Raw genomic sequence first — 25621 nt, forward strand, 5'->3', positions numbered from 1 at the left:
GTCAGGCAATCGATGGGGCTGGGGTCAGTGCGCTGCGCGGCCTATGGGGTGGTACTCCAGGCCCAGCGCCTTCACCTCTACGGGTTCAAAAAGATTGCGGCCGTCGAAGATGACGGGCGCCTGCAAGGTGGCTGCGATGCGGTCGAAGTCGGGGCTGCGAAACTCTTTCCATTCCGTCACGATGAGGAGGGCCGTGGCGCCTTCGAGGGCATCGCTGGCGCTGTCCGCAAAATGCAGGCCGTCCCTGTGGCCCAGCACCGCGCGGGCCTGCGCCATGGCGACGGGGTCGTAGGCGCAGACCTGGGCTCCGTGCTGCAGCAGCTCCTGAATGATGGTGAGGCTCGGCGCCTCGCGCATGTCGTCCGTGCCCGGCTTGAATGCCAGGCCCCACAGTGCGAACCGCAGGCCGGTCAGGTCCTTGCCGAAGCGGTCCCTGACCTTGCGCACAAGTACACCCTTTTGCCGGTCGTTGACGGCCTTCACACCTTCGAGCACCTGCAGATGGTGCCCATGGTCCGAGGCTGTCTTGAGCAGCGCGCTCACATCCTTGGGAAAACACGAACCGCCATAGCCGGCGCCAGCGTACAGGAAGTGCGTTCCGATGCGCGGGTCCATCCCCATGCCGTTGCGCACATGCTCGATGTCAATGCCCAGCGTTTCTGCCAGCAGCGCCAGCTCGTTCATGAAGCTGATGCGGGTGGCCAGCATCGCATTGGCCGCGTACTTGGTGAACTCCGCGCTGCGCACGTCCATCACCACGAACCGGTCGCGGTTACGCATGAAGGGGGCGTACAGCGTGTGCAGCCGGCTGGCAGCCTCAGGGTCGCTGGTGCCGACGATCACGCGGTCGGGCCGCATGAAATCCTGCACAGCGGAGCCCTCCTTGAGGAACTCCGGGTTGGATGCGATGGAGTAGGCAGGCTGGGTTGTGCGTGAGGCCAGCACCGCGTCCATGGCCTGGCGCACCTTGTCCGCGGTGCCCACCGGCACGGTGCTCTTGGTGACCACCAGCTTGTACTGCGCCATGTGCTGTGCCACGGCCCGCGCAGCAGCCAGAACGTGCTGCAGGTCGGCCGACCCGTCTTCGCCTGCCGGCGTGCCCACCGCGATCATTTGGATCACGCCGTGCGCCACGGCCTGGGCGACATTGGTGCTGAACTGCAGCCGGCCCGCATGCGCGTTGCGCACCACGATGTCTGCAAGGCCCGGCTCGTGGATGGGGATGTGCCCCTCGCGCAGCGTGCCGATGCGGTCGGCATCGTGGTCCATGCATACGACATGGTTGCCCATCTCTGCAAAGCATGCCCCGGTGACGAGGCCCACGTATCCTGTGCCAATGACGGTGATCTTCATATGCGGTGCAGCGCTTCTCGTGCGGCATGTGCAACATGCGAGAGGCGCCCGGTGTGGGCGGAGGTGTTCATCGAGGTTTAACCGCCCATGTGAGGCGGTGGGTCCGAAGGGGGCGCAGCAGTTGCGACGCCGGTGCAACCATCCACGCCGGCAGCCTGCGTGCGATGGGCGGTGCCAGCGTCAGGCGGTGCGACTGCAGGTGCGCCTTTGGGAACAGTGCTTGCAGTTCCTGCAGCGGAACGCGCCGGACATCGGGGTTGCCGGGATTGTCCACCACAAAGTCGTACACCAGCACGCCCCCTCCCGGTGCCACCCAGCGCCACAGTACTTGCGCCATCTGGTGGCGAAACCCCGCATCCAGCAGCGAACTGAACAAAGTGAATGCCAACACTGCATCTTGGCTGGCGGGCGATATGTTGGCGTGAACGGCGTCTTCTTCCAGCAGCGTGACGTCCTTCGGTAGAAGACGCCGCGCCAGCGCCGCGCGGGCGGGCAGTAACTCGATACCGGTCAGGCAGGCCGGGGTGGCGCCCAGCCGAAGCAGGTCTTGCAGGTTGCCGCCGCTGCCGCAGCCCACTTCCAGCATGCGCCGGCTGCCCAGGCTGGGCCAGCCATGGTCAGCCCAGGTGCGTACCATGGCGCGCAGGCGCTCCTGCTGGGCCTGCAGGGCAGCGGCATTGCCGTACAGGCTGTAGCGTGCTTCGTCGGCGGCGGCGTCGCGCCGTGCATAGCGCGCCTTGACGGCATCTGGTTCTTGCTCCGTCATCGTGTGATCCGAGCAAAGTCGGCAGAAGGCTGGCGGGACCGCACGATGTCCCACAGGCCCCGCCACGTGCCCAGCCCATAGCCCACGTGGAAGGCCGCGATGGCCGCCGGCAGCCGGGGCAGCAGGGCCCAGTCGCCCGCAGCCCGGGCTGCTGCCGCAGATGCGGCCAGCAGATAGGTGCCGTACGCCAGGGCGAGGCCCGCGAAGGGGAGCGCCGTCCAGGGCAGCAGCGCGGTGCCGGCGCACGCGGCGGCCACGAAGATGGCCGGGACGAGCTGGCGCAGGGCACCCGGCTGGCCGTGCTTGCGCATGACGAAAGGCCGCCAGTAGCCGTACTGCCGCTGCTGCGAGAACAGGTGCCGCAGCGAGTCGCGTGGATGGTAGGTGGAGCGGATCAGCCGGCTTTGCCAGATGCGGGCGCCAGCCAGGCGCAGCCGCAGGTTGTGTTCGTCGTCCTGGTTGCGCACCAGGGCTTCGTCGAAGTGGCCGAAGCGCTCGAACACGCTGCGTGGCCAGCAGCCCAGGTAGACGGTGTCGACGGCGCCCTCGAACTGCACGTCGCGCGAGCGTGCGCCACCCACCACCCAGCGGCACTGGAAGGCCGCCGCCACCGCCACGCCCGTGGGCCCGGTGCCGCGGGCCACCCACGGGCCGCCCACGTTGTCGGCGCCCGTGCGCTCCAGGGCCTGTATGCACTGCGCAAGATAGTCCGGCGCGAACTGGCTGTGCACGTCCAGGCGCGCAATGATGCGGCCCCTGGCCCTGGCGATGCACGCGTTCAGGCCTGTGGAGACAATGCGTCCGGGGTTGTCCACCAGCACCAGGCGGGTGTCTGCGGCGCAGCGCTCCAGCAGCCGCTCGCGGGTGCCGTCATCGCTGTCGCCGTCGGCCACGAGCACTTCCATGTGCCAGCCCTCGGGCAGCACCTGGCTGATGGCCGAATCGCAGAACGCGTCGATGTGCTGGCGCTCGTTGCGGCACGGCACGATGACGCTGATGAGCGGGTTCAAGTCACGGTCCTCCTGCATGTTCACTGCGCGCCTGCAAGTCGTTGATAGAGCGCATGCACCCGGTCCATCTGGATGGCCCGGTCGCCGTCCTTAGCGATGCGCGCCGCATTGCGCTCGCCCACCAGACGCGCCGTGGCGTCGTCGGTGACGAGCGTGCGCAAAGTGTCCGCCAGCCCCGCGGCGTCGCCGGCATTGACCAGCCATTGCGCACCCAGCCAGTGCCGGTTGGCCTGCAGGTCGCTGGCGACGACGGCCAGGCCGCAGGCCATGCTTTCGAGCACTGCGACCGATGTGGCGTCGCTGTCGGGCACCGAGACGGAGATCCTGCAGTCGCCAAGCACGTGCGCCATGCCCGCGTCGTCCAGCCGGCCGTGCAGGAGCACGCACCCTTGCAGGCCCGCGGTGTGTACCTGCTGGCGCAACGCTGCCTCGAGACTGCCGCCGCCCAGCAGATGCAGGCGCAAGTCCAGGTGCGGCAGCCCGGCGCGCAGCCGTGCGAAGGCCTCGACGATGGTGTCGATGCAGTAGTTGGGCTCCCATGCGCGCAGGCTCACCAGTTGCACGGCGGGTTTGTTGTTCCAGGGCACGGGGCGAAAGCGATGCAGGTCCACGCCCCAGTGGATTTCCTCGGCCGGGCAGGCGGGGCCGAACCGCGCCACGGCTTCCATCAGGCTGGCCGAGTCGCCGGTGATGAGGTCTGCCTTGCGCAGTGTCCAGGCCGTTAGCCAACGCATCCACGGGCTCTTGAGCGGGGTCACGAGCAGGTCGGTGCCCCATGCCGTCATCACCAGCGGGTGCCGGCCGCATCGGGCCGCGAGGTAGCCGTACGACGTGACGTAGTGGGCATGCACGATGTCGGGTGCCAGCTCGCGCAGGTGGCGCTTCGTTTCGCGCACGCGAAAGAGCCAGTCGATGGAGCGCCGCACCGGCCGCAGCGTGCGGACCTCAACGTCCGCCAAGGGAGCAGGCCGGGCCGTGATCAGCGAGACGCACCAGCCGCGCTGCTGCATCTCGCGCGCCCAGCGCTGCACATGCGGGCTGGTGGCGTCGCCGAGCAGGCACAGGTGCCTTGGTGGGGCGTGTTTCATCGCAGCGGCCCCGCCCAGGATTCGTAGTGCGCCACGAGTTCGGGGAACTGCGTCAGCAACTGGGCGTCCCGCTCGCGGACATCGCCGATCTGGCGCGCTGGAGCGCCGGCCACGATGGCGAAGTCAGGCACCTCGCCGCGCACCTGTGCATAGGCGCACACCACCACCCCCTTGCCCAGGCGCGAACCCGCCTCGATCAGGCTGTGCGGGCCGATGAAGGTGTAGGCGCCTATCTGCACCGGGGCGCTGATGTAGCCGGGCCTGGCGCCCTCGTGGGTGGCGTAGCCCCGGCCCATCAGGCGGATGGCGCGGTGGGAGCTGTGGGTCACGATGCTCACGAAGTTGGTCACCTGCACGCCTTCGCCGATCCGCAGGCCGGCCGTGGCGTCGATGAAGTTGAACTGTCCGATGAACACATGGTCGGACAACTGCAGGCCTTCGGAGCCTTCGATGCAGGTGCTGGGCGCGATACGCGTGTGGGCAAGCTCGCGGCCAGCTGCGTCGCGTTCGCCGAACACCATGCGGTAGAAAAGTGCCTGCCAGAGGCTGCGACGCCAGCGGTTAAGCAGCGCTCTCATGGGGGATGTCCTTCCAGTTCGCCAGTGCCCAGAAATAGTAACCAAAGTAGACCAGCATGCTGGCCGAAATGCCCCACCCGGCGCCGGCCAGGCCGCCCAGATAGAGCCCGGGCACCAAGCCTGCAAAGAACAGGCATTGTCCGGCCAGCGCCAGGCGCAGCGCCCAGGCCTGGGCTTTCCAGGCCATGGTCACCACCGCCAGCGGGGACGCGACGAAATGCAGGGCGATGTAGGGCGCCATCGCGCGGGCGAGTTCGCCGGTCTGTGTCCACTGGTCGCCGAACGCCAGGGTGAAGGCCTGGGGGCCGGCCAGCAGCAGCACGGCCGCCAGCGGCAGCGCGATGGCCGCCAGCCCCAGCATGGCACGCCGGACGATGGCACGCGCTTCGCCATCTCCTGGGGCCCTGAGCAGGCGTGGATACAGGGTTTGCGACAAGGCCCCGCCCACCAGCGTCGCCGGAGCCTTCAGATAGCGCAATGCCAGCGCCCAGACGCCCGCAGACGCGTCACCGGTCAGGGTAGCCACGAGCACCAGCGTGAGCGTGTCTTGCAGGGCCCCGAGAAATGCGTGGGGCGTGTTGAGCAGCGGGAAGTCGCTATGCCGCCGCGCGGCGTCGGTCAGTGCCTGCCTCGGCATGCGCCACAGTGCTGCCCAGCCCCCCGCCGGTGCTGGGCGCGCCAGCAGGCACGCGGCGCCCAGCGCGGTGGCGGCAGACCCCAGCATCAGCCCCATCGGACCCATCTTCAGCAGGCCTAGCAGCAGCTGCACGATGGCGCCGCCCCCCTGCTGCAACAGCCTGGCCAGCGCCAGCAGCCCGAACAGCTGGGAGCGCGTGGCCCACATCGTGAGCCACTGCATGGCGCCTCCCGCCGCCACGGCCAGGGGCAGGCTCCACGCCAGCGGCAGATCGCCCCAGAGCGCCAGCAGCGCGCCCACGGCGGCGGATGCTGCGGTGACGGCCAGCAGGATGCGGGCGCACAGCGCCATCAATTCGGCGGCGCCCTCGTCGGCTGTCTCCAGCGGCAGCGCGAAATCATACCTGGCACAGGCGACCACCGCGATGTTGGTGGACACCGCCCACAGCAGCGCAAACTGCCCATAGGCCTCGGGGCTGTACAGGCGCGTGAGCGCAGGGCCGAGCAGCAAGGGGATGGCGTGGGCTGCCACGCTGCCCGTGAGCAGGGTCAGCGTGGCGCGCAAAAGTTCTGGCTTCATGGCGCTGCCGCGGCGTCAGGTTGGTAGCCCGGCACCAGTTGCCGCAGCAGGGCCGTCATGGCGCTGCGGTCGCCCGCCTGCGCAGCCCGCTGCAATGCGTGCAGCAGGGCGCGCAGATCACCCCAGGGGCGGTACTCCTCGCGGGCCCGCAGGATGCGGGGATGGGCGGTGGGCAAGGGGTTGTCGCCAATCAGGAGTTCCTCGAAGAGCTTTTCGCCAGGGCGTAGGCCGGTGAAAACGATCTCGATATCGCCCGCAGGGTGCTGTGCGTCGCGCACCGTAAGGCCCGACAGCGCCACCATGCGCTGCGCCAGGTCCAGGATCTGCAGCGGCTCGCCCATGTCGAGCAGAAACACATCGCCCCCTTCGGCCATGGCGCCGGCCTGCAGCACCAGCTGGGCGGCTTCGGCGATAGTCATGAAGTAGCGTGTGACGTCGGGGTGGGTCACCGTGATGGGCCCGCCAGCGGCGATCTGCCGGCGAAACAGGGGGATCACGCTGCCGCTCGACCCCAGCACGTTGCCAAAGCGCACCATGGAAAAGCTCGTGCTGCATTTCCAGGGGGGGGCCTCACCGACGTCGCCGTCCCCAGCGCGGCCGAAGGGACTGTGCGGCGATGCTGCGACCGCCTGCAGCACCATCTCGGCCACGCGCTTGGTGGCGCCCATGATGTTGGTGGGCCGCACCGCCTTGTCGGTGGACACCAGCACAAAATGGCTGGCATCGTGCTCCACGGCTACCTGCACCATGGCCAGCGTGCCGAACACGTTGTTCAGGATGCCTTCGCCCGCGTTGGCCTCCACCATGGGCACGTGCTTGTAAGCGGCGGCGTGGTAGATGGAGGCAGGGCGATGGTGGCGGCAGATGTCCGCCATGCGGTCCCGGTGTGTCACGTTCGCCAGCAGCGGCACCAGCTCGCAGCCGTGTTCTCCCTGCTGCGCCAGCGCCTGCAGTTCGTGGTGGATGCTGTAGAGCGCAAACTCGCTGTGGTCCACCAGCAGCAGTTGCCGGGGCTGCTCACGCACGATCTGCCTGCACAGTTCGCTGCCGATGCTTCCACCGGCACCAGTCACCAGCACCACGGTGCCCGAGAGATTGCGGCCGAGCAGCCCGGGGTCGGGCGCTACGGGTTCGCGGCCGAGCAGGTCTTCGATCTCCAGGTCCTGAAAGTCGGTGACGGTGACCCGGCCGCTAGCCAAGTCCGACAGGCCCGGCAAGGTGCGGATGCGCACGGGCAGGTCCCGCATGCCTTCGATGATCTCTCGGCGGCGCTGGCGCGTGCTGCTGGGCAGCGCGAGCAGGACGTCGGTGATCTCGAGCCGGCGCACCACGTCGGCAAGGGCCTGGGGCGAGTGCACGCGTACGCCGTTGATGCTGCGGCCGATCTTGCTGGCGTCGTCGTCCACAAAGCCTTTGAGCCGGTACTGGCGCATGTTGCCCAGGCCAGCTGCCGTCTGTGCCCCCGCGCTGCCCGCACCGTAGATCAACAGGCGATACGGCGCATGCCGGCTGCGGCCCGCCAGCGCCAGCCAGCCCAGTGCACGGCTGGCACCCACCAGAAGCATGAACAGCAGTGGCTGCAGGATGCCGACGCTGCGGGGAACCCCCTCCCATTGCGCGGCCAGCAGGCAGGCCAGGAGCAAGGCGCCATAGATGGCGACGGCCTTGCCCGTGGTGATGAGCGCTGTGATGCCGGTGTAACGGAAGATGGCGCGGTACAGTCCCAGCTTGGCAAAGATGGGAAACGCGAGCGCCGGCGCCAGCGCGTAGGCCAGCCACTGCATGCCTTGCGGCCAGTGGGGGGTTTCCAGCCGCAGTGTGAAGGCGAGCCACACAGCTGCGAGCCCCAGGCACACATCCATGGCCACGACCACCAGGCGTTTGGCTGCGCGGGACAAACCCAGGATGAGGCTTAGCATGGGTGTGAAATCGGGCGACGGGCGACGGGCGACGGGCGACGGGCGACGGGCGACGGGCGACGGGCGACGGGCGACGGGCGACGGGGGGCTTCCACTCTTCACTGCGTGGGGGCAATCCCCGTCCTCTCCAGCACATCCCCCACCAACTCCAGCCGCACCAAAGGGTTGTCGAGCTCCATCAGCCGTTGCTTGAGTTCCAGGGGTACAGGCAGCAGCTCGCACCAGCGGTTGGACACCCAGCCGCAATCGTCGAGTTGTGCATCTGTGGGCGTGATGGCGCTGGGGGTTTCGGGGTCGCGTTGTTGGAGAGTGTGAAGCACCTGCGCCAGAGCAATCGCCGCTTTCTTGAGGTCGTCGGGGACGGGCACGGAGAGGTCAGGGGCCATGTGGTTCACGTCTGCGGTCCATAGACCGTGGGGCAGGTGATGGCGCCGGGTGATGCGAAAACGCTGGCTGGCGCGACAGAGCAGGGTGATCAGGCCTGGCTGGGGATGATCCAGTTGCTCAATGATGGCCAGGGTACCGACATCGTTGAAACGCTCTTCTGGCGCACCCGCTTGGCGCACTTCGTGGCCGTGGGTCAGAGATACCACGCCAAAGGGGGCGCCTGCTTGGTGGCATTTGCGCACCATGTCCAGGTAGCGCACCTCGAACACTCGCAGCGTCAGCACGCCGCCCGGGAACAACACGGAGTTCAGCGGGAACAGGGGCAGAGATGACAGTGTGAGGGACTGGGACATGACCGTGGTGAGGCGCCTGGGCCCGCTATCATCCCACGGAGCAACCCGCTTTCAGTGCCGCCACCGGTTTTTGTTCCGCCTGCCCCTTATCCATACATGCTCTTCCAGATCGCCTCTTTCCTGCTCGACGTTGTTGGTGGCTTGCTCACGGGCGCGTGTTTGCTGCGGCTGTACATGCAGTGGCAGCGTGTTCCGTTTGGCAACCCAGTGGGGGGGCTCGTGTTTGCCCTGACGGACTGGTTGATCATGCCGCTGCGCCGGGTCATTCCTCCGGTGGGGCGCTGGGATGTGTCCAGCCTGGTGGCCGCTGCGCTGCTGCAGCTGGCGCAGTATTTCCTGCTGACTTTGTTGCTTGGCGCGGCATCGGCGTGGGCCTGGTTGCCGTGGTTGGCCCTGTGTGGCCTGGCGCGGGTGGCAGTGTCAGGGCTGATTGGCCTGTTGATCGTCTACGCGGTGATGTCGTGGGTGCAGGCGCGTTCGTCGTTGTCCGACGTGATCGCCAGACTGTGCGAGCCGGTGCTGCGGCCCTTGCGCAGGATCATCCCGCTGGTGGGGGGAATCGACCTCTCGCCCTTGGTGGCCCTGGTGCTGCTGCAGGTCGTGATGATTGTGCTGGGCCATGTGCAGGCCAGCGTCATGCGTTGAACGGGAGAGTCCAAAAAATGACTCTTCCGCGCAATAGGTAAGCTTTTTTAGCTATCAATTGAGGAGCAAATGGCCGTGCAAGTCGCGCAGGCCATTGATCCCATCAGGCGTTACATCACTGCGTCAGCCGGCAGGCGCTGCAGCATGGCCAGGCTGCTGGACACGGTGTTGCGCAGTTCGCGTCGGTCACAGATGAAGTCCACAGCACCCTTGGTCTGCAGGAATTCGGCGCGCTGGAAGCCTTCGGGCAGGGTCACGCGCACGGTGGATTCGATCACGCGGGGGCCCGCAAAACCGATCAGGGCCTTAGGCTCGGCGATCACGATGTCGCCCACGAAGGCGAAGCCAGCGCTCACGCCGCCCATGGTCGGGTCGGTCAGCACGCTGATGTAGGGCAGGCCCTTCTTGGCCAAGCGGGTGAGGGCCGCGTTGGTCTTGGCCATCTGCATCAGCGACAGCAGGCCTTCCTGCATGCGTGCGCCGCCGGTGGCGGTAAAGCAGATGAAGGGCACCTTTTGCTCGATGGCGGTTTCCACGCCGCGCACGAAGCGCTCGCCCACCACGGAGCCCATGGAGCCGCCCATGAAGTCGAACTCGAAGCATGCGGCCACCACGTTGATGCTCTTGACCGCACCGCCCATCACGATGAGGGCATCGGTCTCGCCGGTGTTCTCCAGTGCTTCCTTCAGGCGTTCAGGGTACTTGCGGCTGTCCTTGAACTTGAGAGCGTCCACGGGCAGCACTTCCTGGCCGATCTCGTAACGGCCCTCGGCATCCAGAAACGAGTCCAGGCGCGCACGGGCGCCGATGCGGTGGTGGTGGCTGCAGTGGGGGCAGACGTTCTGGTTGTGTTCCAGGTCAGCTTTGTAGAGCACCGTTTCGCAGCTCGGGCACTTGATCCACAGGCCTTCGGGCACCTGGCGGCGCTCGGTAGGGTCGGTTTGCTGGATCTTGGAGGGCAGAAGTTTTTCGAGCCAGGACATGGTGTTTTCCTCTTCAGTGGCGAGATCTGTCAGCGCAGCCGGTAGGCGTTTGGGGACAGGTCTTGAGTGAAATGAGGGCGCGCACCATGCGGCGCGCGCCGGGCAGCATTATGCGTCGAGTGCTTTACGCACACCACGCAGGAAGTCCACGGTGAGGGGCACCACCTTGGCGTGCTCCTGGTCTTCGATCAGCTGGATGATGCGACTGCCGATGACCACGGCGTCGGCCACCTTGCCGATGGCCTGGGCAGTGGCGGCGTCGCGGATGCCGAAGCCCACACCCACGGGAATGGTCACATGCTGGCGGATGCGGGGCAGCATCTGCTCCACAGCCGCCGTATCCAGCGCGCCGGAGCCAGTCACGCCCTTGAGTGACACGTAGTACACATAGCCACTGGCCACGCGCGCTACCTGGGCCATGCGTTCATCCGTGCTGGTGGGGGCCAGCAGGAAGATCAGGTCCATGCCGTGCTCACGCAGGCTGGCGGCAAAGGCTTCGCATTCTTCGGGCGGGTAGTCCACGATGAGCACGCCGTCCACGCCCGCCGCAGCAGAGTCGCGCACAAACGCGCCTTCGCCGTGCTTCTGGTCGTAGCGTTCCACGGGGTTGGCATAGCCCATCAACACCACGGGTGTGGTGCTGTTGCGCTTGCGGAACTCACGCACATGGTCGAGCACCTGCGTCATGCCAATGCCCAGGCTGAGGGCCTTTTCGCCCGCCTTCTGGATCACCGGGCCATCGGCCATGGGGTCGGAGAAGGGCACGCCCAGTTCGATCACGTCGGCACCTGCCTCGACCATGCCGTGCATGAGCGCGGGGGTGATGTCGGCGAACGGGAAACCGGCGGTCACATAAGGAATCAGCGCCTTGCGGCCCTGCGCTTGCAGGGCAGAGAAGGTGGATGCGATACGGCTCATTTATTTCACCACCTTGATGGGTTGCTCGCCACCCTTGACGGACTGCCCCTGGCAGCTGGGTCGGCAGTAAAAGTCGGCGCCGCTCAGGTCGGCCACGGTACCGATGTCCTTGTCGCCTCGGCCCGAGAGGTTGACCAGGATGGACTGGTCTGGGCGCATGGTTTTGGCCAGCTTCATGGCGTAGGCCATGGCATGGCTGGATTCCAGCGCAGGGATGATCCCCTCGGTGCGGCACAGGTAGTGGAAGGCGTCCAGCGCTTCCTGGTCGGTGATGCCGACGTATTCGGCGCGGCCGATCTCCTGCAGCCAGGCGTGCTCGGGGCCCACGCCGGGGTAGTCCAGGCCTGCGCTGATGCTGTGGGTTTCTGTAATCTGGCCGTTGTCATCCTGCAGGATGAAGGTGCGGTTGCCGTGCAGCACGCCCGCGCTGCCTTTTTGCAGCGATGCCGAGTGTTTGCCCGATTCCAGTCCTTCACCGGCGGCCTCCACGCCGATGAGGCGCGTCTTCTCGAACGGGATGTAGGGGTGGAAGATGCCCATGGCGTTGCTGCCGCCGCCCACGCAGGCGATGACGGCATCTGGCTGGTTGCCCAGTACCTTTTGCTCTGCCAGCATGGCAGGCATCTGCGTGATGGCTTCTTTGCCTATCACGCTCTGGAAGTCGCGCACCATCATCGGGTAGGGGTGCGGGCCTGCCACGGTGCCGATGATGTAGAAGGTGTTGTCCACATTGGCCACCCAGTCGCGCATGGCCTCGTTCAGCGCGTCCTTCAGGGTCTTGCTGCCCGACTCGACAGGCACCACGGTGGCGCCCAGCAGCTTCATGCGGTACACGTTGGGGCTTTGGCGCTTGACGTCCTCGGCACCCATGTAGACCACACATTCCAGGCCGTAGCGCGCGCAGATGGTGGCGGTGGCCACGCCGTGCTGACCTGCGCCAGTCTCGGCAATCACACGGGGCTTGCCCATGCGCTTGGCCAGCATGGCTTGGCCGATCACGTTATTGATCTTGTGGGCGCCCGTGTGGTTGAGGTCTTCGCGCTTGAGGTAAATCTGCGCGCCACCCATTTCGCGGCTGGTGCGTGCGGCATGGTAGATGGGGGAAGGGCGGCCTACGAAGTGCTTGAGCTCGTACTCGAACTCGGCGAGGAAGTCCGGGTCGTTCTGGTAGCGGGCGTAGGCCTCGCGCAGTTCTTGGATCGCGTGGGTCAGCGTCTCGCTGACAAAACTGCCGCCGTAGGGGCCGAAATGGCCCGATGCATCAGGTTGCTGATAGGAATTCATGGGGGTTCTTTGCAAGTTGGGCATCGGCCGCACGCACGGCGGCGATGAACCGTTGGATTTTTCCGGCGTCCTTGATGCCCTTCAGGGGGGCGCCATCGGGGCTGTTGGGGTCGGTGGCTTCGACGCCGGAGCTGACATCAACCGCCAGCGTCTTGCAACGCGGGCGGACTTGCAAAATGCCATCGGTCACGTTTGCAGGCGTGAGTCCACCAGACAAAACGAGGTGAGAGCTGACGCTTGGTGGAAGGAGTGACCAATTGAATGCCTTGCCGCCGCCGCCATAGCCTTCGACATGCGCGTCGAGCAGGATGGCCTGGGCGTGAGAATAATCGTGCGCGTATTTTACGAGGTCGAACCGGGCGGCACCATCACCCAGGGGAATGCGTGCGGCACGCAGGTAGGGCCGTGCACCCTGGCCGGTGGCGGCGAGGCAGTCTTCGGGAGATTCATCGCCGTGAAACTGGATGGTTGCGCCTGCGATCAAAGCGCTTGCAGCTATCACATTTGTAGCGGATTCGTTCACGCAGAGCAGCACGGGGGTCACGAAAGGTGGTAGCCGCCTGGCCAGCTGTGCTGCGCGCGCGGGTGTGACGGCACGGGGGCTTGGTGCATAGAGCACGAAACCGATCGCGTCGGCGCCGGCGGCCACCGCCGCGTCCACGTCTTCCTCACGCGTCAGGCCGCAGATCTTGATGCGGGTACGGGCGGGGGGGAGGGGGTGGTTGTCGTGGACTTTCATGGCAGCCAATCATACGCAGCCGTGCGCTGGGGTAGGCCCCAGCGGGCGTCGTAGACCGGGCCCTGGAAGTACAGCCCATCTGGCGAAAAGGTGGGCGCCGCAGCGTCGCGTGATCTGGCCGCCAGCACCTGCGCCACCCACTCGGGCGGCTGGTTTCCCTGGCCCACGGCGATCAGGCAGCCCATGATGTTGCGGATCATGTGGTGCAAAAACGCGTTGGCCTGGAACTCGAAGCGCCAGTAACAGGGGCTCCAGCCCAGTTCCGGGTGGGGCTCGCCCAGACCCCGGTGGGTGATATCGATGCGCTGCAGCGTCTTGACGGGTGACTTGGCCTGGCAGGCCGAGGCGCGAAACGACGTGAAGTCATGCTCGCCCAGCAGGATGTCGGCGGCTTGCCGCATGGCGCTGTGGTCCAGCGGGTGGTAGACCCAGCCCACGCGGCCAGCATCTACGCTTGGCCGCACGGGGGACTGCAGAAGCACATACGCGTAGCGCCGCGCGACTGCACTGGCGCGGGCATGGAAGTCGTCAGGAACGGGCTGCGCCCACTGAACGGCAATGTCGGCCGGGAGAAAGGTGTTGGTGCCGCGCACCCAAGACGATGCGGGCCGATGAAGCGGGGTGTCAAAGTGCACCACCTGCATCAAGCCGTGCACTCCTGCATCGGTGCGGCCCGCGCACAGGGTGCTCACAGGGTGCGTGGCAAAGCGGCCCAGGGCCGCTTCGAGTTTGTCCTGAATCGTGTTGCCCGATAGCTGGCTTTGCCACCCACTGTAGGCCTGGCCGTTGTAGCTGACACCCAGTGCCACCCGCGTCATGGGGAGGCCTGGGGACGAGGTGGGTAGGGAGGTGCTTGACGAAACGGGCTGCATCAGCCCAGTTCGGCCAGCATGCGCTGGGCGCGGGTCTTGAGCGCACCGCTGGATTCGGCCACCACCTCTTCGATCAGCGTGCGGGCGCCGTCTGTGTCGCCAATGGCGTTGAACTCTTCCGCCAGCGCCAGTTTGGTGGCCAGGGGATCGTCTTGCGCGGCGGCGGAACCATCGTCAGAGGGCTCGGGGGCGGGCGCTGGGGCCTTGGCTGCAGGAGCGGCCATGGGCTTGCTGGGCGCATTCAGGTCCAGTGACAGTTCGCCCAGGTCGAACTCCATGGGGCCGGAGTCTTTGGCGTCGCCCGTCAGTGGCATGGGGCCGGAGGGCGCCATGCTCAGGTCGTCCGCGCTGGGGAAGTCCAGATTGGCCACCGGAGGGGGCGCGATCATGGGGCTGGGCGCTGTGTCGGGGCTGTTCCAGGCAGCAGGGGGTTCTGCGGAGGGTGGGGGCAGATCCAGTTCCGGGCGCAGCGTCGGGGGCTCATCGTCGTTGCGGGCACCGGCGGCTGCGGCAGCGGCTGCTGCAAAACCGCCAGGTGCTGCGGGCGGCGCATCAGTGAGTGCGTCGTCAGGCAGGTCCAGGTCGAGATCGAGGTCCAGGTCGGGGGGCAGCGCCGCAGCGGCCGGACCGGCTGCGCCGGTGAAGGTGCTGGGGAAGCCACCGGGAGGCAGCGATGGAGATTCGTCTTCGCCCATGCCAGGGCGGCCGCCAGGCTGGTACAGCCGGTTGTCGGGCTCCAGGTCGCGGCCCAGTTCGGCAACGCGGGCCCAGTCCGGCCCTTCGCCTTGGGTCAGCTTGAAGACTTCACCTGCCACGGCCTCCAGGGCCTTGCGGTCTTGGCGCTTGGCGTAGATCTCGCCCAGCTTGACGTGCACGGAAACACGGCCTGGGTTGTGGCGGACCGCTTCTTTCAGAATTTCTTCGGCCTGCAGATCGCGGCCATAGGCCAGATACACATCGGCTTCGGCCACAGGGTCCACATCGCCCCCCGCGTCCAGCTGGCTGGGCGAGTAGGCCATGGAGGAACCGGTGGTCATCTCGCTGTTGGCCGTGTCCACGCGCTGGCCACCGCTGGCACCGAAGAAGGAGTCGGGCTGGATGCGGCTTTCGAGGAAGGAGCTGTCCACCCCGCTGTTCTGGCGGCGCCGCTGGACGACGCGGTAGGCGCCAAAGCCCAGCAGGCCCGCCAGAACGATGCCGCCACCAATCGGTAGCAGTGGGTCGTCCATCAGGCCTGCCAGGAAGCCGGGTTCCTCAGCTGGTGCAGGCGCCGGGACTGGGACGGGCACGGGGGCTGGCGTTGGTGCCGGGGCGGGGGCCGATGCTTCGGCTGCGGGTGCCGAGGCTGCGGCTTCGGCGGGAACCGTGGCTTCTGCCGGGGCGCTGGCAGCGGCGGAGGGTGCCGAGGCCGGGGCTTCGGGTGCCGGTGGCGCCGTGGGCGTTGCGGGCACAGCGGGTGCTTGAACTGCCACGCCTGCGGGGGCGCTTGCTGCGCCAGCCGCTGCAGGGGCCGCACTGCCGCCAGCGGCCGACGAGGCGGCTCCCAGCTTGTTCAGGTCGGTGATGTTCTTGGACAGCTCGGCCATCCGGGTGGCCGCTTCGCCGGCCTGCTTGTCTTTGGCGACCTGCTCTTCAGCGGCCTTCTGGCCCTTGACGGAACCCTTGGAGAGCGTGAGCTTGTCCGGAGCGGCCGTTGCGGGCTTTTTGTCTTCGACGCGGGTTTGCACAGAGCCGGAAGCGGATCGCTGCGCCGCAGCCACTTCGGTGGTGGGCGCTGCGCCAGCAAGCTTGCGGCGGAAATCGTTGAAGTCGCGCGCCTGTGCGGCGAGGATCTGGCGCGCCTCGGGGGCGGTGGTGGACTGGGCTGCTGCCTCGTCGGGCATCTGCAGCACGGCGCCAGCCTTGATGCGGTTGACGTTGCCCTGGATGAAGGCATCGGGGTTGGCGCGCATCATGGCGACCAGCATCTGGTCCAGCGACACGCCCGCGGGCTTGTAGGCGTTGGCAAGGCGGCCGGCTGTATCGCCAGCTTGCACGGTCACACCATCGGCAGGTGTTACGCGTGGTGCTGGGGCAGGAGCGGGACGAGGGGCCGCTGGTGCGGCAGCGGATTCGGCAGGCCTTGGCGCGGCGGGTGCGCGCACGGCGGGCGCGGCCTGCACCGCTGGTGCGGAAATTTGGGGCGATGCCGTAACCGCAGGCGCAGGGCGGCGCAGCGCGGGCGGATCGAACAGCATGGTGTAGCTGCGCACCAGGCGGCCGGTGCCCCAGTTGGCGTCCAGCACCAGGTCGAGGAAGGGTTCGTTCACGGGGCGGTCGCTGGTCAGGCGCAACACGGCCGTGCCATCGGGGCGGCGCTGCAGCTGGATCTGCAGGTTGTTCATCGTCTGGGTGTATTCCATGCCCTGGGCGCGGAACACTTCAGGGGCGGCTGCCGTGGCGCGCAGCGTGTCGGCTTCGGCCGGGGTGATTTGGGGCAGATCGATTTCTGCACGCAGGGGCTCGCCCAGGGCAGACTGCACAGTGATGCGACCCAGCGCGAGAGCGGACGCATCGGGGGCGTAAAAGCCAGCCGACACCACGGCCGCAGCCGCCAGGACAGAGAATTTCCAACGATGCATGTTTGCCAACAACTGATGAGGATTTTTTGCGGCTCGGACGAGCGGTGCTTTTTTTGTCATGGTCTGGTCCCGCCCCGGCGCGTGAAAATATGTAAAAAGCACCATAGCATCAATGTTTTGCACTGACAAGCTGAGGTGGCTCCGAAGCTTTGAGAGGGGCGCCGGGGCCCCAACTTGGGGCCTGCGGCTGTTGCCAATTGCCAACGTACCGTAACCGAGTGTGTCTGTAGTCCGGGCGTAAAAAAGCGCGCACACGGGGAGTGTGCGCGCTTCCGGGGCGGGGCTGGTAGCCCCTGGGATCAAGCGTCCAGCAGGATGCGCAGCATGCGGCGCAGGGGCTCGGCAGCACCCCACAGGAGCTGGTCGCCGATGGTGAAGGCGCCCACATATTCAGGGCCCATGGCCAGCTTGCGGATGCGGCCCACGGGGATGGTCATGGTGCCGGTCACGGCCACGGGCGTCAGATCCTTGATCGTGGCCTCGCGCGTGTTCGGAACCACCTTGGCCCACTGGTTGTCGGCGGCGATCATGGCTTCGATGTCCGCCACGGGCACATCCTTCTTGAGCTTGAAGGTCAGTGCCTGGCTGTGGCAGCGCATAGCGCCCACGCGCACGCAGAACCCGTCCACAGGCACGGCGGCAGAGTTGAAGCCTTCACCCTGGCCGAGGATCTTGTTGGTCTCGGCCATGCCCTTCCATTCTTCCTTGGACATGCCATTGCCCAGGTCCTTGTCGATCCAGGGGATCAGGCTGCCGCCCAGGGGCACGCCGAAGTTGGCGGTTTCGGCGCCGGTCAGGGCACGCTGCTTGGCGATGACCTTGCGGTCGATCTCCAGGATGGCGCTCTTGGGGTCATCCAGCAGCGAGCGCACTTCGGCGTTAAGGGTGCCGTACTGCGTGAGCAGCTCGCGCATGTGCTGGGCACCGCCGCCCGATGCGGCCTGGTAGGTCTGGGTGCTCATCCACTCGACCAGGCCCGCCTTGTACAGCGCGCCCACGCCCATCAGCATGCAGCTCACGGTGCAGTTGCCGCCGATCCAGTCCTTGCCGCCGTTGGCCAAGGCGTTCTTGATGACGGGCATGTTGACCGGGTCCAGCACGATGACGGCGTTCTTCTCCATGCGCAGGGAGGAGGCGGCGTCGATCCAGTGGCCGTTCCAGCCGGCGGCGCGCAGCTTGGGGTACACCTCGTTGGTGTAGTCACCGCCCTGGGCGGTGATGATGATTTCGCAGCGCTTGAGGGCCTCGATGTTGAACGCGTCCTGCAGCGCAGTCTCGTTCTTGGCCTGGGCAGGGGCCTTGCCGCCTGCGTTCGAGGTGGAGAAGAACATGGGCTCGATCAGATCGAAGTCCTTCTCTTGTTCCATGCGGTCCATCAGGACCGAGCCGACCATGCCGCGCCAGCCGACCAACCCTACCAACTTGCTCATTTCAACGCCCCTTTTCAGTGTAAGAAACAGTGCCCGACCGGGACTGACTTTTGCCCCGGCTCGTCTGGGCCAGGGAGGGCGCACGACGATACCGGAGCTGGGTCAGCCCTTAATGGTCGTGGTTTTGGTGGTGATTGCGCGCACAGCCACGCCTGCCAGGGCGGCAGTAGCGGTGTTCAGGTCGAACGGGCGGGCGGCAAACATGGGCGAGATTGTAGCGGATTGCCTTCGAATGCAGCATTTTTAAGCCCAAACCACCGGATTTCAGTGCTGGGCGATGCTTTCTTGAGACAGGTGGAAAGCGGGCACCCACAAAAAAGCGCCGCAGTGCGGCGCTTCTCGGGGAGATCGGGGCCCGCTGGCGGGGCCCGTCTTCATCAGTTCATCACTGCGCGGACAGCGCCTTCACCACGGCATCGCCCATCTGCGAGGTGCCCACCTTGGTCGTGCCTTCGCTATAGATGTCCGGCGTGCGCAGGCCTTGCTCCAGCACCTTCTGCACAGCGGCTTCGATGCGCTTGGCGGCTTCGTCCTGGTTCAGCGAGAAGCGCAGCATCATCGCGGCGCTCAGGATGGTGGCCAGTGGGTTGGCCACGCCCTTGCCGGCGATGTCGGGGGCGCTGCCGTGGCTGGGCTCGTACAGGCCCTGGTTGCTGCTGTTCAGGCTGGCCGATGGCAGCATGCCGATGGAGCCTGTCAGCATCGACGCTTCGTCGGACAGGATGTCGCCAAACATGTTGCCGGTCACGATCACGTCGAAGGCCTTGGGCTTCTTCACCAGCTGCATGGCGGCGTTGTCCACGTACATGTGCTCCAGCTCCACGTCCTGGTAGTCCTTGTGCACGTCGATGACCACGTCCTTCCAGAACTGGAAGGTTTCCAGCACGTTGGCCTTGTCTACGCTCGTGACCTTCTTGTTGCGCTTGCGGGCGGCTTCGAAGGCCACGCGGGCGATGCGTTCGATCTCGGGGCGCGAGTAGCGCATGGTGTCGAAGGCTTCTTCAGCGCCGGGGAAGTGGCCGTCGGTGGCCACGCGGCGGCCACGGGGCTGGCCGAAGTAGATGTCGCCCGTCAGCTCGCGGATGATGAGGATATCGAGGCCCGCGATCAGCTCGGGCTTGAGGCTGGATGCACCCACCAGCTGCTCGTAGCAGATGGCGGGGCGGAAGTTGGCGAACAGGCCCAGGTTCTTGCGCAGGCCGAGGATGGCCTGCTCGGGGCGCAGGGGGCGGTCGAGCTTGTCGTACTTCCAGTCGCCCACGGCGCCGAAGAGGATGGCGTCGGCGCTCTTGGCCAGATTCAGCGTGGCTTCGGGCAGCGGGTGGCCATGGGCTTCGTAGGCGGCGCCGCCCACCAGGGCGGATTCCATCTCGAACTTCAGGTCGAGCGCCTTCAAGACCTTGACGGCCTCGGCCACGATTTCGGTGCCAATGCCGTCACCCGGCAGAACTGCGATTTTCATTGGTTTGCTTCTATTTTGATAGCTGCTTGCGCTTTATGGATGCGCGGAAACGGCCATTTTTGATGGATATTTTGGGGCTCAGGACACCATGGTGTGCGCCAGCCAGGGCTTGGTTGCCAGGCGTTCGGCCTCGAAAGCCTTGATCTTGTCGGACTTGCGCAGGGTCAGGCCGATGTCGTCGAAGCCGTTGAGCAGGCAGTACTTGCGGAAGGCGATCACATCGAACGGGATCTCCTCGCCCTGCGGGCGCACGACCACCTGGCGCTCCAGGTCGATGGTGAGCTGGTAGCCGGGGAAGGCGGCCACTTCGTCGAACAGCTGGGCCACGGTGGACTCGGGCAGCACGATGGGCAACAGGCCGTTCTTGAAGCAGTTGTTGAAGAAGATGTCGGCAAAGCTGGGCGCGATCACGGCGCGAAAGCCGAACTGGTCCAGCGCCCAGGGCGCGTGTTCGCGGCTGGAGCCGCAGCCAAAATTCTTGCGCGCGATCAGGATGCTGGCGCCTTTGTAGCGCGGCAGGTTCAGCACGAAGTCGGGGTTGGGCTTGCGCTGGCTTTCGGGGATGCCGGGCTCGCCCTTGTCCAGGTAGCGCCACTCGTCAAACAGGTTGGGGCCAAAGCCCGTCTTCTTGATCGACTTGAGGAATTGCTTGGGGATGATGGCGTCGGTATCGACGTTCTCGCGGTCCATCGGGGCCACCAGGCCCTTGTGCACGGTGAATTTCTGCATGGCTGCCTTGTGTTACTTGTTGGCGGCGCGTTCAAGCGCGCCCCCTGCCCGTTGAACGTCCTGGCCCACGCCCTTGACGGTGTTGCATCCGGCCAGCAGCAAGGCGGCAGACAGTGCGATGAGGGTTGCGGCAATTTTCTTCATGGCGGGCTCCTTCAGGCGAATTGGCGAATGTCCACAAAATGGCCGTGCACGGCCGCGGCGGCGGCCATGGCGGGGCTGACGAGATGGGTGCGGCCCCCAGCGCCCTGGCGGCCTTCGAAATTGCGGTTGCTGGTGCTGGCGCAGCGCTCGCCGGGTTCCAGGCGGTCGGCGTTCATGGCCAGGCACATGCTGCAGCCGGGCTCGCGCCATTCAAAGCCTGCGGCCTTGAAGATCTGGTCCAGGCCTTCACGCTCGGCCTGCTCTTTGACGAGGCCCGAGCCGGGCACCACCATGGCCAGCTTCACGTTGCTGGCCACCTTGCGGCCCAGGTTCTTGACCACTGCGGCGGCTTCGCGCATGTCTTCGATGCGGCTGTTGGTGCAACTGCCGATGAACACCTTGTCGATGGTGATGTCGTTGATGGGCTTGCCCGGTTGCAGGCCCATGTAGGTGAGCGCACGCTCGATGGCACCACGCTTGTTGGCGTCCTTTTCCTTGTCGGGGTCGGGCACGCGGGCGTCCACGCCCAGCACCATCTCGGGGCTGGTGCCCCAGGTGACCTGCGGCACGATCTCGGCCGCGTCGAGCTTGACCACGGTGTCGAACACAGCGTCTGCATCGGAGTGCAGCGTCTTCCAGTACGCCACGGCCTGGTCCCACTCCACACCGGTGGGCGACAGGGGGCGGCCCTTCACATATTCAATCGTCTTGTCGTCCACCGCCACCAGGCCCGCGCGTGCGCCGCCTTCGATGGCCATGTTGCACACGGTCATGCGGCCTTCCATGCTCATGGCACGGAACACCGAGCCTGCGAATTCGATGGTGTAGCCCGTGCCGCCCGCCGTGCCGATCTTGCCAATGATGGCCAGCACCACGTCCTTGGGCGTCACGCCCGGCGCCAGCGTGCCGTCCACCTGCACCAGCATGTTCTTGGCTTTTTTAGCCAACAGGGTTTGCGTGGCCATGACGTGCTCGACTTCGGAGGTGCCGATGCCGTGGGCCAGTGCGCCAAACGCACCGTGTGTGCTGGTGTGGCTGTCGCCGCACACCACGGTCATGCCGGGCAGGGTGGCGCCGTTTTCGGGGCCGATCACGTGCACGATGCCCTGGCGCTTGTGCATGAAGGGGAAGAACGCAGCGGGCGAGATGGTCGCCATGTTGTCGTTCAGCGTGGTGATCTGTTCCTTGCTGATCGGGTCGGTGATGCCGTCATAGCCGTTCTCCCAGCCTGTGGTGGGCGTGTTGTGGTCGGCCGTGCCCACGATGGAACTCATGCGCCACACCTTGCGGCCCGCTTCGCGCAGGCCCTCGAACGCCTGCGGGCTGGTGACTTCATGCACCAGGTGGCGGTCGATGTAGAGGATGGAGGTGCCGTCCTCTTCGGTGTGGACGACATGCTCGTCCCAGATCTTGTCGTACAGGGTGCGTCCCATGGCGTGGCTTTCTTTCTGCTTTCAGGTGGGGGATTGGATTTTAGTGTCGGGGGTGGAGAGCGGCAGTGCCTCGGATGCGGACCGTGGCGCGAGGTGTTCCACCAGCAAGCGGGCCGTGATGGGCAGGGCGTCGAAGTCGCGGGCCACCACCCGCAGCTCGCGGTGGGCCCAGGCATCCGTCAGCGGGATGGCCTGCAGCTGGCCCACGCCGCGCATCAGTGCAAACGCCCGGTCGGGCAGCAGGCCCACACCCAGGCCGTTGTCGATCATGCGGCACATGGCATCAAGCCCGGTGACCTGGATGCGTTGGCGCAGCGGCCGTCCGGCAGCGGCGGCGGCTGCGCGCATGGCCAGGCTGATGCTGCTGTTGGCGTGCAGGCCGACGATGTCCCAGTCCAGGACTTCTTCAAAATTGATAGCTGCTTGGGCAGACAGGGCGTGCCCAGAGGGGACTACAAGCACCAAACGGTCTGACCGGTACGGGCGGCTTTGCAGGGCGGGATTGCCCCCTGCGCTGGCGGTGCCGATGTTGCAGATGCCCAGGTCGGCCGCGCCCTCCTGCACGGCGTGCAGCACGTCGCTGGAGAGGTGTTCCTGCAAGTCGATCTTGATCTGGCTGTGCTCGCGAGCAAACGCGCCCAGGTCTTCGGGCAGAAACTGGAAGATGGCCGAGATGTTGGCGTGCATGCGCACATGGCCGCGCACGCCGTCGGCGTATTCGCTCAGCTCGCCCTGCATGCGCTCCAGGCCAAACAACACAGTGCGGGCGTGGTGCAGCAGGCTCTCGCCCGCGGGGGTCAGGGTCACGCCCCGGCTGTGGCGGTAGAGCAGGGCGGTGTCCACGGCCGTTTCCAGGTCGGACAGGCGCTTGCTGACGGCCGATGCGGCAATGAATTCGCGCTCGGCCGCCCGGCCGATACTGCCGAGTTCGCACACCGCCACAAACAGTTGCAGCGAGGTGAGGTCGATACGGCGCGCAAAACTGCGCTCTGAGCTTTTCATGGGGCGTTTGTCTTCTCTGAATGAGAAGGTTGGCTATTTTCTGCCCATTATGTTTTGTTTGTCATCGCCATGTGCGATGGCTTGGCTGCCCGTCCGCGTGTGAATGGCGAGCTGGCGGGCCCCGGGCGGGCCGAGGTGGTGGATTCAGGCCGCGCAGGTGCTGCCGTGCTCCGGCACTGCCGCATTCCAGCGCAGCTCGTGCGCGATGCGCTGGCGCAGGTGGTCGGCCGCGCCCATTTCGCCATGCACCACATACACCTGGTCGGGCGCATGGCCCATGCTGCGCAGCCAGGCGATGAGCTGGTTGCTGTCGGCATGGGCCGAGGCGGACGACAGCCGCACCACCTCAGCGCGCACGGCCACGTCCTGGCCGTGGATGCGGATCGTCTTTTCGCCCTCGGCCAGGCGGGCGCCGCGTGTGCCCGGCGCCTGGTGGCCGGTGAGGATGATCATGTTGCGGTGATCGCCCGCGTGCAGCGCCAGGTGGTGCAGCACGCGCCCGCCGGTGGCCATGCCGCTGGCCGACAGGATGACCATGGGGCCATGCAGCCGGGCCAGGCCCTTGGACTGCTCGGGCGTCTGGACCATGGTGGCGCCATGCTCCAGCGCCTGCACCTCGCGGCCGCTCAGGCGGTGCTCCTGCATGTGGTGCTGGAACAGGCCCGTGGTGCTCACGGCCATGGGGCTGTCCAGAAACACCTTGAGCGACGCAGGCACCACCCCCTGCGCCTTGAGCAGGCCAATGGCATGCAGCACCACCTGGGCACGGCCCACGGCAAACACCGGCACCACGGCCGTGCCACCGCGCGCGGCCAGGCGCTGCAGGGCGGGGCCCAGTTCGTCCAGCAACCCCTCGGGCGGGTGTTCGCGGTCGCCGTAGGTGGATTCGATGAGCACCGTGTCGGCCGGGGGCGGGGCATCGGGCGGGTTCATGAGCAGGTCATCGGGCCGCCCCAGGTCGCCCGAGAACAGGATGCGCCGGCCGCCCACCTCCAGCAACACGCTGGCGGCGCCCAGGATGTGGCCTGCCGGGGAGAACGTCACCCGCCAGCCAGGCATGGGCTCAAATGCCTTGTGGAAGGCGTGGGTCTGGAACTGCTTGAGGCAATGCAGCGCATCCAGCCGGGTGTACAGCGGCAGGGCCGGGCTGTGGCTGCTGAGCTGGTGGCGGTTGAGGAAGGCGGCGTCCTCTTCCTGCAGGTGCCCACTGTCGGGCAGCAGGATGGTGCACAGGTCGCGTGTGCCTGGCGTGCAGTGGATGGCGCGGGCATAGCCATCGCGGGTGAGCAGGGGCAGGTAGCCGCTGTGGTCCAGGTGCGCGTGGGTCAGCACCACGGCATCGATCTGGTGGGGCGTGACGGGCAGGGGCTGCCAGTTGCGCAGGCGCAGCTGCTTGTAGCCCTGGAACAGGCCGCAATCCAGCAGCAGGCTCTTGCCGTTGTGCCGCACCAGGTACTTGGAGCCGGTGACCGTGCCCGAGCCGCCCAGGAAGGTGATATTGACGTTCATGCCGATGCCCCTTGTTCCCTTTTTTCCCGGATTGCAGCCCTTTGACCGGCCGGTGGGCTTTCATGCTACTGCGCAGATCGCCCAGGGTTGCGGCGGGCGGGCGGATTCTTGCCTCAGATCAAGAAATTGCCGCTGGCAATGTTTTTCTGTTGCAAATCCCCTGGCGGTACTACAGTGGGCAGCCCATCTCCTGATGCCCCGTTTTTGGCGGGACCTTCATCCCAAAGGTTGAGGTATGCAACCCAGGTTTTCCTGTCACGCGCATGGCGCCTTGCTGGCAGCAGTTTTGCTGACGGGCGGGCCGCAGGTGCGCGCGCAGACCCTGGACGATCCGCCCGAGTGGGCGGACGAGCCTCCCGTGCTGTCGCGCTGGCTGGAAGAGGGCTACGACGCCGAAGTGCGGCGCCAGCCACACCGGGCCGCGCAGCGGTACTGCGATGCCGCACGCTATGGCAGTGTGGAGGCGCAATACCGCTTGGGCCGCCTGCTGATGCGGGGGCGCGATGTGGTGCCAGACCCGGCAGCCGCCGCCACGTTGCTGGCCCTGGCGGCGCAGCGGGGCCACGAGAAGGCACGCGGCCTGGCCGAAGGCCTGGTGCCTGGTGATCAGCTGCCGGACTGCCTCACCACGGGTGATGCGCCCCGGCTGGAGGTGCGCGATTCTGCCCAGGAGGTCGTGCCCCAGGAGGTGGTGGACCGCTATGTCAGCAACCTGCCCGACGACAAGCGCCGCCACGCCGAGCTGGTGCAGCGGCTTGCACCCCGCTTCGAGGTGGATCCGCGCCTGGCGCTGGCCATCGTGCGTTCCGAATCCAACTTCCAGGCCCGCGCGCTGTCGCCTAAGAATGCGCAGGGGCTGATGCAGCTGATCCCCGAGACGGCCGAGCGTTTTGGCGTGCGCGATGTGTGGAACCCCGAGCAGAACGTGCGGGGCGGGTTGACCTACCTGCGCTGGTTGCTCGACCGTTTTGGGGGCGATGTGGCACTGGCCTCGGCCGCCTACAACGCGGGCGAGAAAGCGGTGGAGCGCCATGGCGGTGTGCCGCCTTACAGCGAGACACGCGAGTACGTGCGCCGCATTCTGGGCTTTTACCGCGCGCCGCAGCATGAGCGGCCTGGCAAGGCCACGGGGCTTGTAGCGCAGCCGGTTGCGCGCATGAAAAAACCGCCCGGGCCGTGA

Annotated in this window: 23 protein-coding genes; 2 read left to right on the top strand and 21 right to left on the bottom strand. The window is 66.5% G+C overall.

The window, feature by feature from the left end:
- Positions 1–24: 24 nt before the first annotated feature.
- The 8 genes from AvAM_RS05805 to AvAM_RS05840 form a co-directional block, all read right to left on the bottom strand.
- Positions 25–1353 (bottom strand): UDP-glucose/GDP-mannose dehydrogenase family protein, encoded by a 1329-nt coding sequence (locus tag AvAM_RS05805; protein WP_137746197.1) that lies wholly within the window; start codon positions 1351–1353, stop codon positions 25–27.
- Between the two features lie 67 nt (positions 1354–1420).
- Positions 1421–2119, bottom strand: coding sequence for a methyltransferase domain-containing protein (locus AvAM_RS05810; protein WP_137746198.1), 699 nt, complete (start codon positions 2117–2119; stop codon positions 1421–1423).
- Positions 2116–3129 carry a glycosyltransferase family 2 protein gene (locus AvAM_RS05815; RefSeq protein WP_375708139.1) on the bottom strand — a complete coding sequence of 338 codons (1014 nt, stop codon included), beginning with the start codon at positions 3127–3129 and terminating at the stop codon, positions 2116–2118. Before AvAM_RS05815 ends, AvAM_RS05810 begins: the two co-directional genes overlap by 4 nt.
- A 20-nt stretch (positions 3130–3149) precedes the next feature.
- Complete coding sequence (locus AvAM_RS05820; RefSeq protein WP_137746200.1) at positions 3150–4217, bottom strand: glycosyltransferase; 1068 nt, start codon at positions 4215–4217, stop codon at positions 3150–3152.
- Entirely contained in the window at positions 4214–4795 is a 582-nt protein-coding gene (locus tag AvAM_RS05825) for an acyltransferase (protein WP_137746201.1), read from the bottom strand. The genes AvAM_RS05820 and AvAM_RS05825 overlap by 4 nt, the downstream gene beginning before the upstream one ends.
- The gene (locus AvAM_RS05830) at positions 4779–6011 is read right to left on the bottom strand and encodes a lipopolysaccharide biosynthesis protein (RefSeq protein ID WP_137746202.1); all 1233 of its coding nucleotides are present in this window, start codon (positions 6009–6011) and stop codon (positions 4779–4781) included. Before AvAM_RS05830 ends, AvAM_RS05825 begins: the two co-directional genes overlap by 17 nt.
- Positions 6008–7930, bottom strand: coding sequence for a nucleoside-diphosphate sugar epimerase/dehydratase (locus tag AvAM_RS05835; RefSeq protein WP_137746203.1), 1923 nt, complete (start codon positions 7928–7930; stop codon positions 6008–6010). The genes AvAM_RS05830 and AvAM_RS05835 overlap by 4 nt, the downstream gene beginning before the upstream one ends.
- Before the next feature lie 98 nt (positions 7931–8028).
- Positions 8029–8670 (bottom strand): LON peptidase substrate-binding domain-containing protein, encoded by a 642-nt coding sequence (locus AvAM_RS05840; RefSeq protein ID WP_137746204.1) that lies wholly within the window; start codon positions 8668–8670, stop codon positions 8029–8031.
- Between the two features lie 96 nt (positions 8671–8766).
- Between AvAM_RS05840 and AvAM_RS05845 the strand changes: the two genes are divergently transcribed.
- A complete protein-coding gene (locus AvAM_RS05845) occupies positions 8767–9315 on the top strand; it encodes a YggT family protein (protein WP_137746205.1) in 549 nt (182 codons plus the stop codon).
- A 110-nt stretch (positions 9316–9425) separates the two neighbouring features.
- On the opposite strand, the gene accD is transcribed toward AvAM_RS05845, so the two are convergent.
- From accD to AvAM_RS05910, 13 genes are all read right to left on the bottom strand, one after another.
- Complete coding sequence (accD, locus tag AvAM_RS05850; protein ID WP_137746206.1) at positions 9426–10298, bottom strand: acetyl-CoA carboxylase, carboxyltransferase subunit beta; 873 nt, start codon at positions 10296–10298, stop codon at positions 9426–9428.
- 108 nt (positions 10299–10406) lie between these two features.
- A complete protein-coding gene (trpA, locus tag AvAM_RS05855; protein ID WP_137746207.1) occupies positions 10407–11216 on the bottom strand; it encodes a tryptophan synthase subunit alpha in 810 nt (269 codons plus the stop codon).
- Entirely contained in the window at positions 11217–12500 is a 1284-nt protein-coding gene (trpB, locus tag AvAM_RS05860; RefSeq protein ID WP_137746208.1) for a tryptophan synthase subunit beta, read from the bottom strand. It lies immediately after the preceding gene.
- Positions 12478–13239 carry a phosphoribosylanthranilate isomerase gene (locus AvAM_RS05865; protein ID WP_137746209.1) on the bottom strand — a complete coding sequence of 254 codons (762 nt, stop codon included), beginning with the start codon at positions 13237–13239 and terminating at the stop codon, positions 12478–12480. The genes trpB and AvAM_RS05865 overlap by 23 nt, the downstream gene beginning before the upstream one ends.
- Positions 13236–14057 (bottom strand): tRNA pseudouridine(38-40) synthase TruA, encoded by an 822-nt coding sequence (truA, locus tag AvAM_RS05870; RefSeq protein WP_137746210.1) that lies wholly within the window; start codon positions 14055–14057, stop codon positions 13236–13238. The genes AvAM_RS05865 and truA overlap by 4 nt, the downstream gene beginning before the upstream one ends.
- A 53-nt stretch (positions 14058–14110) precedes the next feature.
- Entirely contained in the window at positions 14111–16732 is a 2622-nt protein-coding gene (locus AvAM_RS05875) for a FimV/HubP family polar landmark protein (protein WP_249367961.1), read from the bottom strand.
- Positions 16733–17031: 299 nt separating this feature from the next.
- The gene (gene asd, locus AvAM_RS05880; RefSeq protein WP_137746212.1) at positions 17032–18162 is read right to left on the bottom strand and encodes an aspartate-semialdehyde dehydrogenase; all 1131 of its coding nucleotides are present in this window, start codon (positions 18160–18162) and stop codon (positions 17032–17034) included.
- Positions 18163–18547: 385 nt separating this feature from the next.
- Positions 18548–19624: a 3-isopropylmalate dehydrogenase gene (leuB, locus tag AvAM_RS05885; protein ID WP_137746213.1), complete on the bottom strand. Its 1077-nt coding sequence runs from the start codon at positions 19622–19624 to the stop codon at positions 18548–18550.
- Between the two features lie 78 nt (positions 19625–19702).
- Positions 19703–20353 carry a 3-isopropylmalate dehydratase small subunit gene (gene leuD / locus AvAM_RS05890; RefSeq protein WP_137746214.1) on the bottom strand — a complete coding sequence of 217 codons (651 nt, stop codon included), beginning with the start codon at positions 20351–20353 and terminating at the stop codon, positions 19703–19705.
- 12 nt (positions 20354–20365) lie between these two features.
- Positions 20366–20497: an entericidin A/B family lipoprotein gene (locus AvAM_RS05895; protein WP_063461163.1), complete on the bottom strand. Its 132-nt coding sequence runs from the start codon at positions 20495–20497 to the stop codon at positions 20366–20368.
- 11 nt (positions 20498–20508) lie between these two features.
- On the bottom strand, positions 20509–21930 hold the full coding sequence (gene leuC / locus AvAM_RS05900) for a 3-isopropylmalate dehydratase large subunit (RefSeq protein WP_137746215.1): 1422 nt from the start codon (positions 21928–21930) through the stop codon (positions 20509–20511).
- A gap of 21 nt (positions 21931–21951) precedes the next feature.
- The gene (locus tag AvAM_RS05905; RefSeq protein WP_137746216.1) at positions 21952–22932 is read right to left on the bottom strand and encodes a LysR family transcriptional regulator; all 981 of its coding nucleotides are present in this window, start codon (positions 22930–22932) and stop codon (positions 21952–21954) included.
- A gap of 144 nt (positions 22933–23076) precedes the next feature.
- The gene (locus AvAM_RS05910) at positions 23077–24441 is read right to left on the bottom strand and encodes an MBL fold metallo-hydrolase (RefSeq protein ID WP_137746217.1); all 1365 of its coding nucleotides are present in this window, start codon (positions 24439–24441) and stop codon (positions 23077–23079) included.
- A gap of 271 nt (positions 24442–24712) precedes the next feature.
- Between AvAM_RS05910 and AvAM_RS05915 the strand changes: the two genes are divergently transcribed.
- Positions 24713–25621 (top strand): lytic transglycosylase domain-containing protein, encoded by a 909-nt coding sequence (locus tag AvAM_RS05915; protein WP_249367963.1) that lies wholly within the window; start codon positions 24713–24715, stop codon positions 25619–25621.

This window comes from Acidovorax sp. NB1, assembly GCF_005405905.1.
GTDB lineage: Bacteria > Pseudomonadota > Gammaproteobacteria > Burkholderiales > Burkholderiaceae_C > Acidovorax.

What these genes read in the sequence shown, in the direction of transcription:
- AvAM_RS05805 (WP_137746197.1), bottom strand. Translation starts at nt 1,353, where the DNA reads ATGAAGATCACCGTCATTGGCACAGGATACGTGGGCCTCGTCACCGGG.
- AvAM_RS05810 (WP_137746198.1), bottom strand. Translation starts at nt 2,119, where the DNA reads ATGACGGAGCAAGAACCAGATGCCGTCAAGGCGCGCTATGCACGGCGC.
- AvAM_RS05820 (WP_137746200.1), bottom strand. Translation starts at nt 4,217, where the DNA reads ATGAAACACGCCCCACCAAGGCACCTGTGCCTGCTCGGCGACGCCACC.
- AvAM_RS05825 (WP_137746201.1), bottom strand. Translation starts at nt 4,795, where the DNA reads ATGAGAGCGCTGCTTAACCGCTGGCGTCGCAGCCTCTGGCAGGCACTT.
- AvAM_RS05830 (WP_137746202.1), bottom strand. Translation starts at nt 6,011, where the DNA reads ATGAAGCCAGAACTTTTGCGCGCCACGCTGACCCTGCTCACGGGCAGC.
- AvAM_RS05835 (WP_137746203.1), bottom strand. Translation starts at nt 7,930, where the DNA reads ATGCTAAGCCTCATCCTGGGTTTGTCCCGCGCAGCCAAACGCCTGGTG.
- AvAM_RS05840 (WP_137746204.1), bottom strand. Translation starts at nt 8,670, where the DNA reads ATGTCCCAGTCCCTCACACTGTCATCTCTGCCCCTGTTCCCGCTGAAC.
- AvAM_RS05845 (WP_137746205.1), top strand. Translation starts at nt 8,767, where the DNA reads ATGCTCTTCCAGATCGCCTCTTTCCTGCTCGACGTTGTTGGTGGCTTG.
- accD (WP_137746206.1), bottom strand. Translation starts at nt 10,298, where the DNA reads ATGTCCTGGCTCGAAAAACTTCTGCCCTCCAAGATCCAGCAAACCGAC.
- trpA (WP_137746207.1), bottom strand. Translation starts at nt 11,216, where the DNA reads ATGAGCCGTATCGCATCCACCTTCTCTGCCCTGCAAGCGCAGGGCCGC.
- trpB (WP_137746208.1), bottom strand. Translation starts at nt 12,500, where the DNA reads ATGAATTCCTATCAGCAACCTGATGCATCGGGCCATTTCGGCCCCTAC.
- AvAM_RS05865 (WP_137746209.1), bottom strand. Translation starts at nt 13,239, where the DNA reads ATGAAAGTCCACGACAACCACCCCCTCCCCCCCGCCCGTACCCGCATC.
- truA (WP_137746210.1), bottom strand. Translation starts at nt 14,057, where the DNA reads ATGACGCGGGTGGCACTGGGTGTCAGCTACAACGGCCAGGCCTACAGT.
- AvAM_RS05875 (WP_249367961.1), bottom strand. Translation starts at nt 16,732, where the DNA reads ATGCATCGTTGGAAATTCTCTGTCCTGGCGGCTGCGGCCGTGGTGTCG.
- asd (WP_137746212.1), bottom strand. Translation starts at nt 18,162, where the DNA reads ATGAGCAAGTTGGTAGGGTTGGTCGGCTGGCGCGGCATGGTCGGCTCG.
- leuB (WP_137746213.1), bottom strand. Translation starts at nt 19,624, where the DNA reads ATGAAAATCGCAGTTCTGCCGGGTGACGGCATTGGCACCGAAATCGTG.
- leuD (WP_137746214.1), bottom strand. Translation starts at nt 20,353, where the DNA reads ATGCAGAAATTCACCGTGCACAAGGGCCTGGTGGCCCCGATGGACCGC.
- AvAM_RS05895 (WP_063461163.1), bottom strand. Translation starts at nt 20,497, where the DNA reads ATGAAGAAAATTGCCGCAACCCTCATCGCACTGTCTGCCGCCTTGCTG.
- leuC (WP_137746215.1), bottom strand. Translation starts at nt 21,930, where the DNA reads ATGGGACGCACCCTGTACGACAAGATCTGGGACGAGCATGTCGTCCAC.
- AvAM_RS05905 (WP_137746216.1), bottom strand. Translation starts at nt 22,932, where the DNA reads ATGAAAAGCTCAGAGCGCAGTTTTGCGCGCCGTATCGACCTCACCTCG.
- AvAM_RS05910 (WP_137746217.1), bottom strand. Translation starts at nt 24,441, where the DNA reads ATGAACGTCAATATCACCTTCCTGGGCGGCTCGGGCACGGTCACCGGC.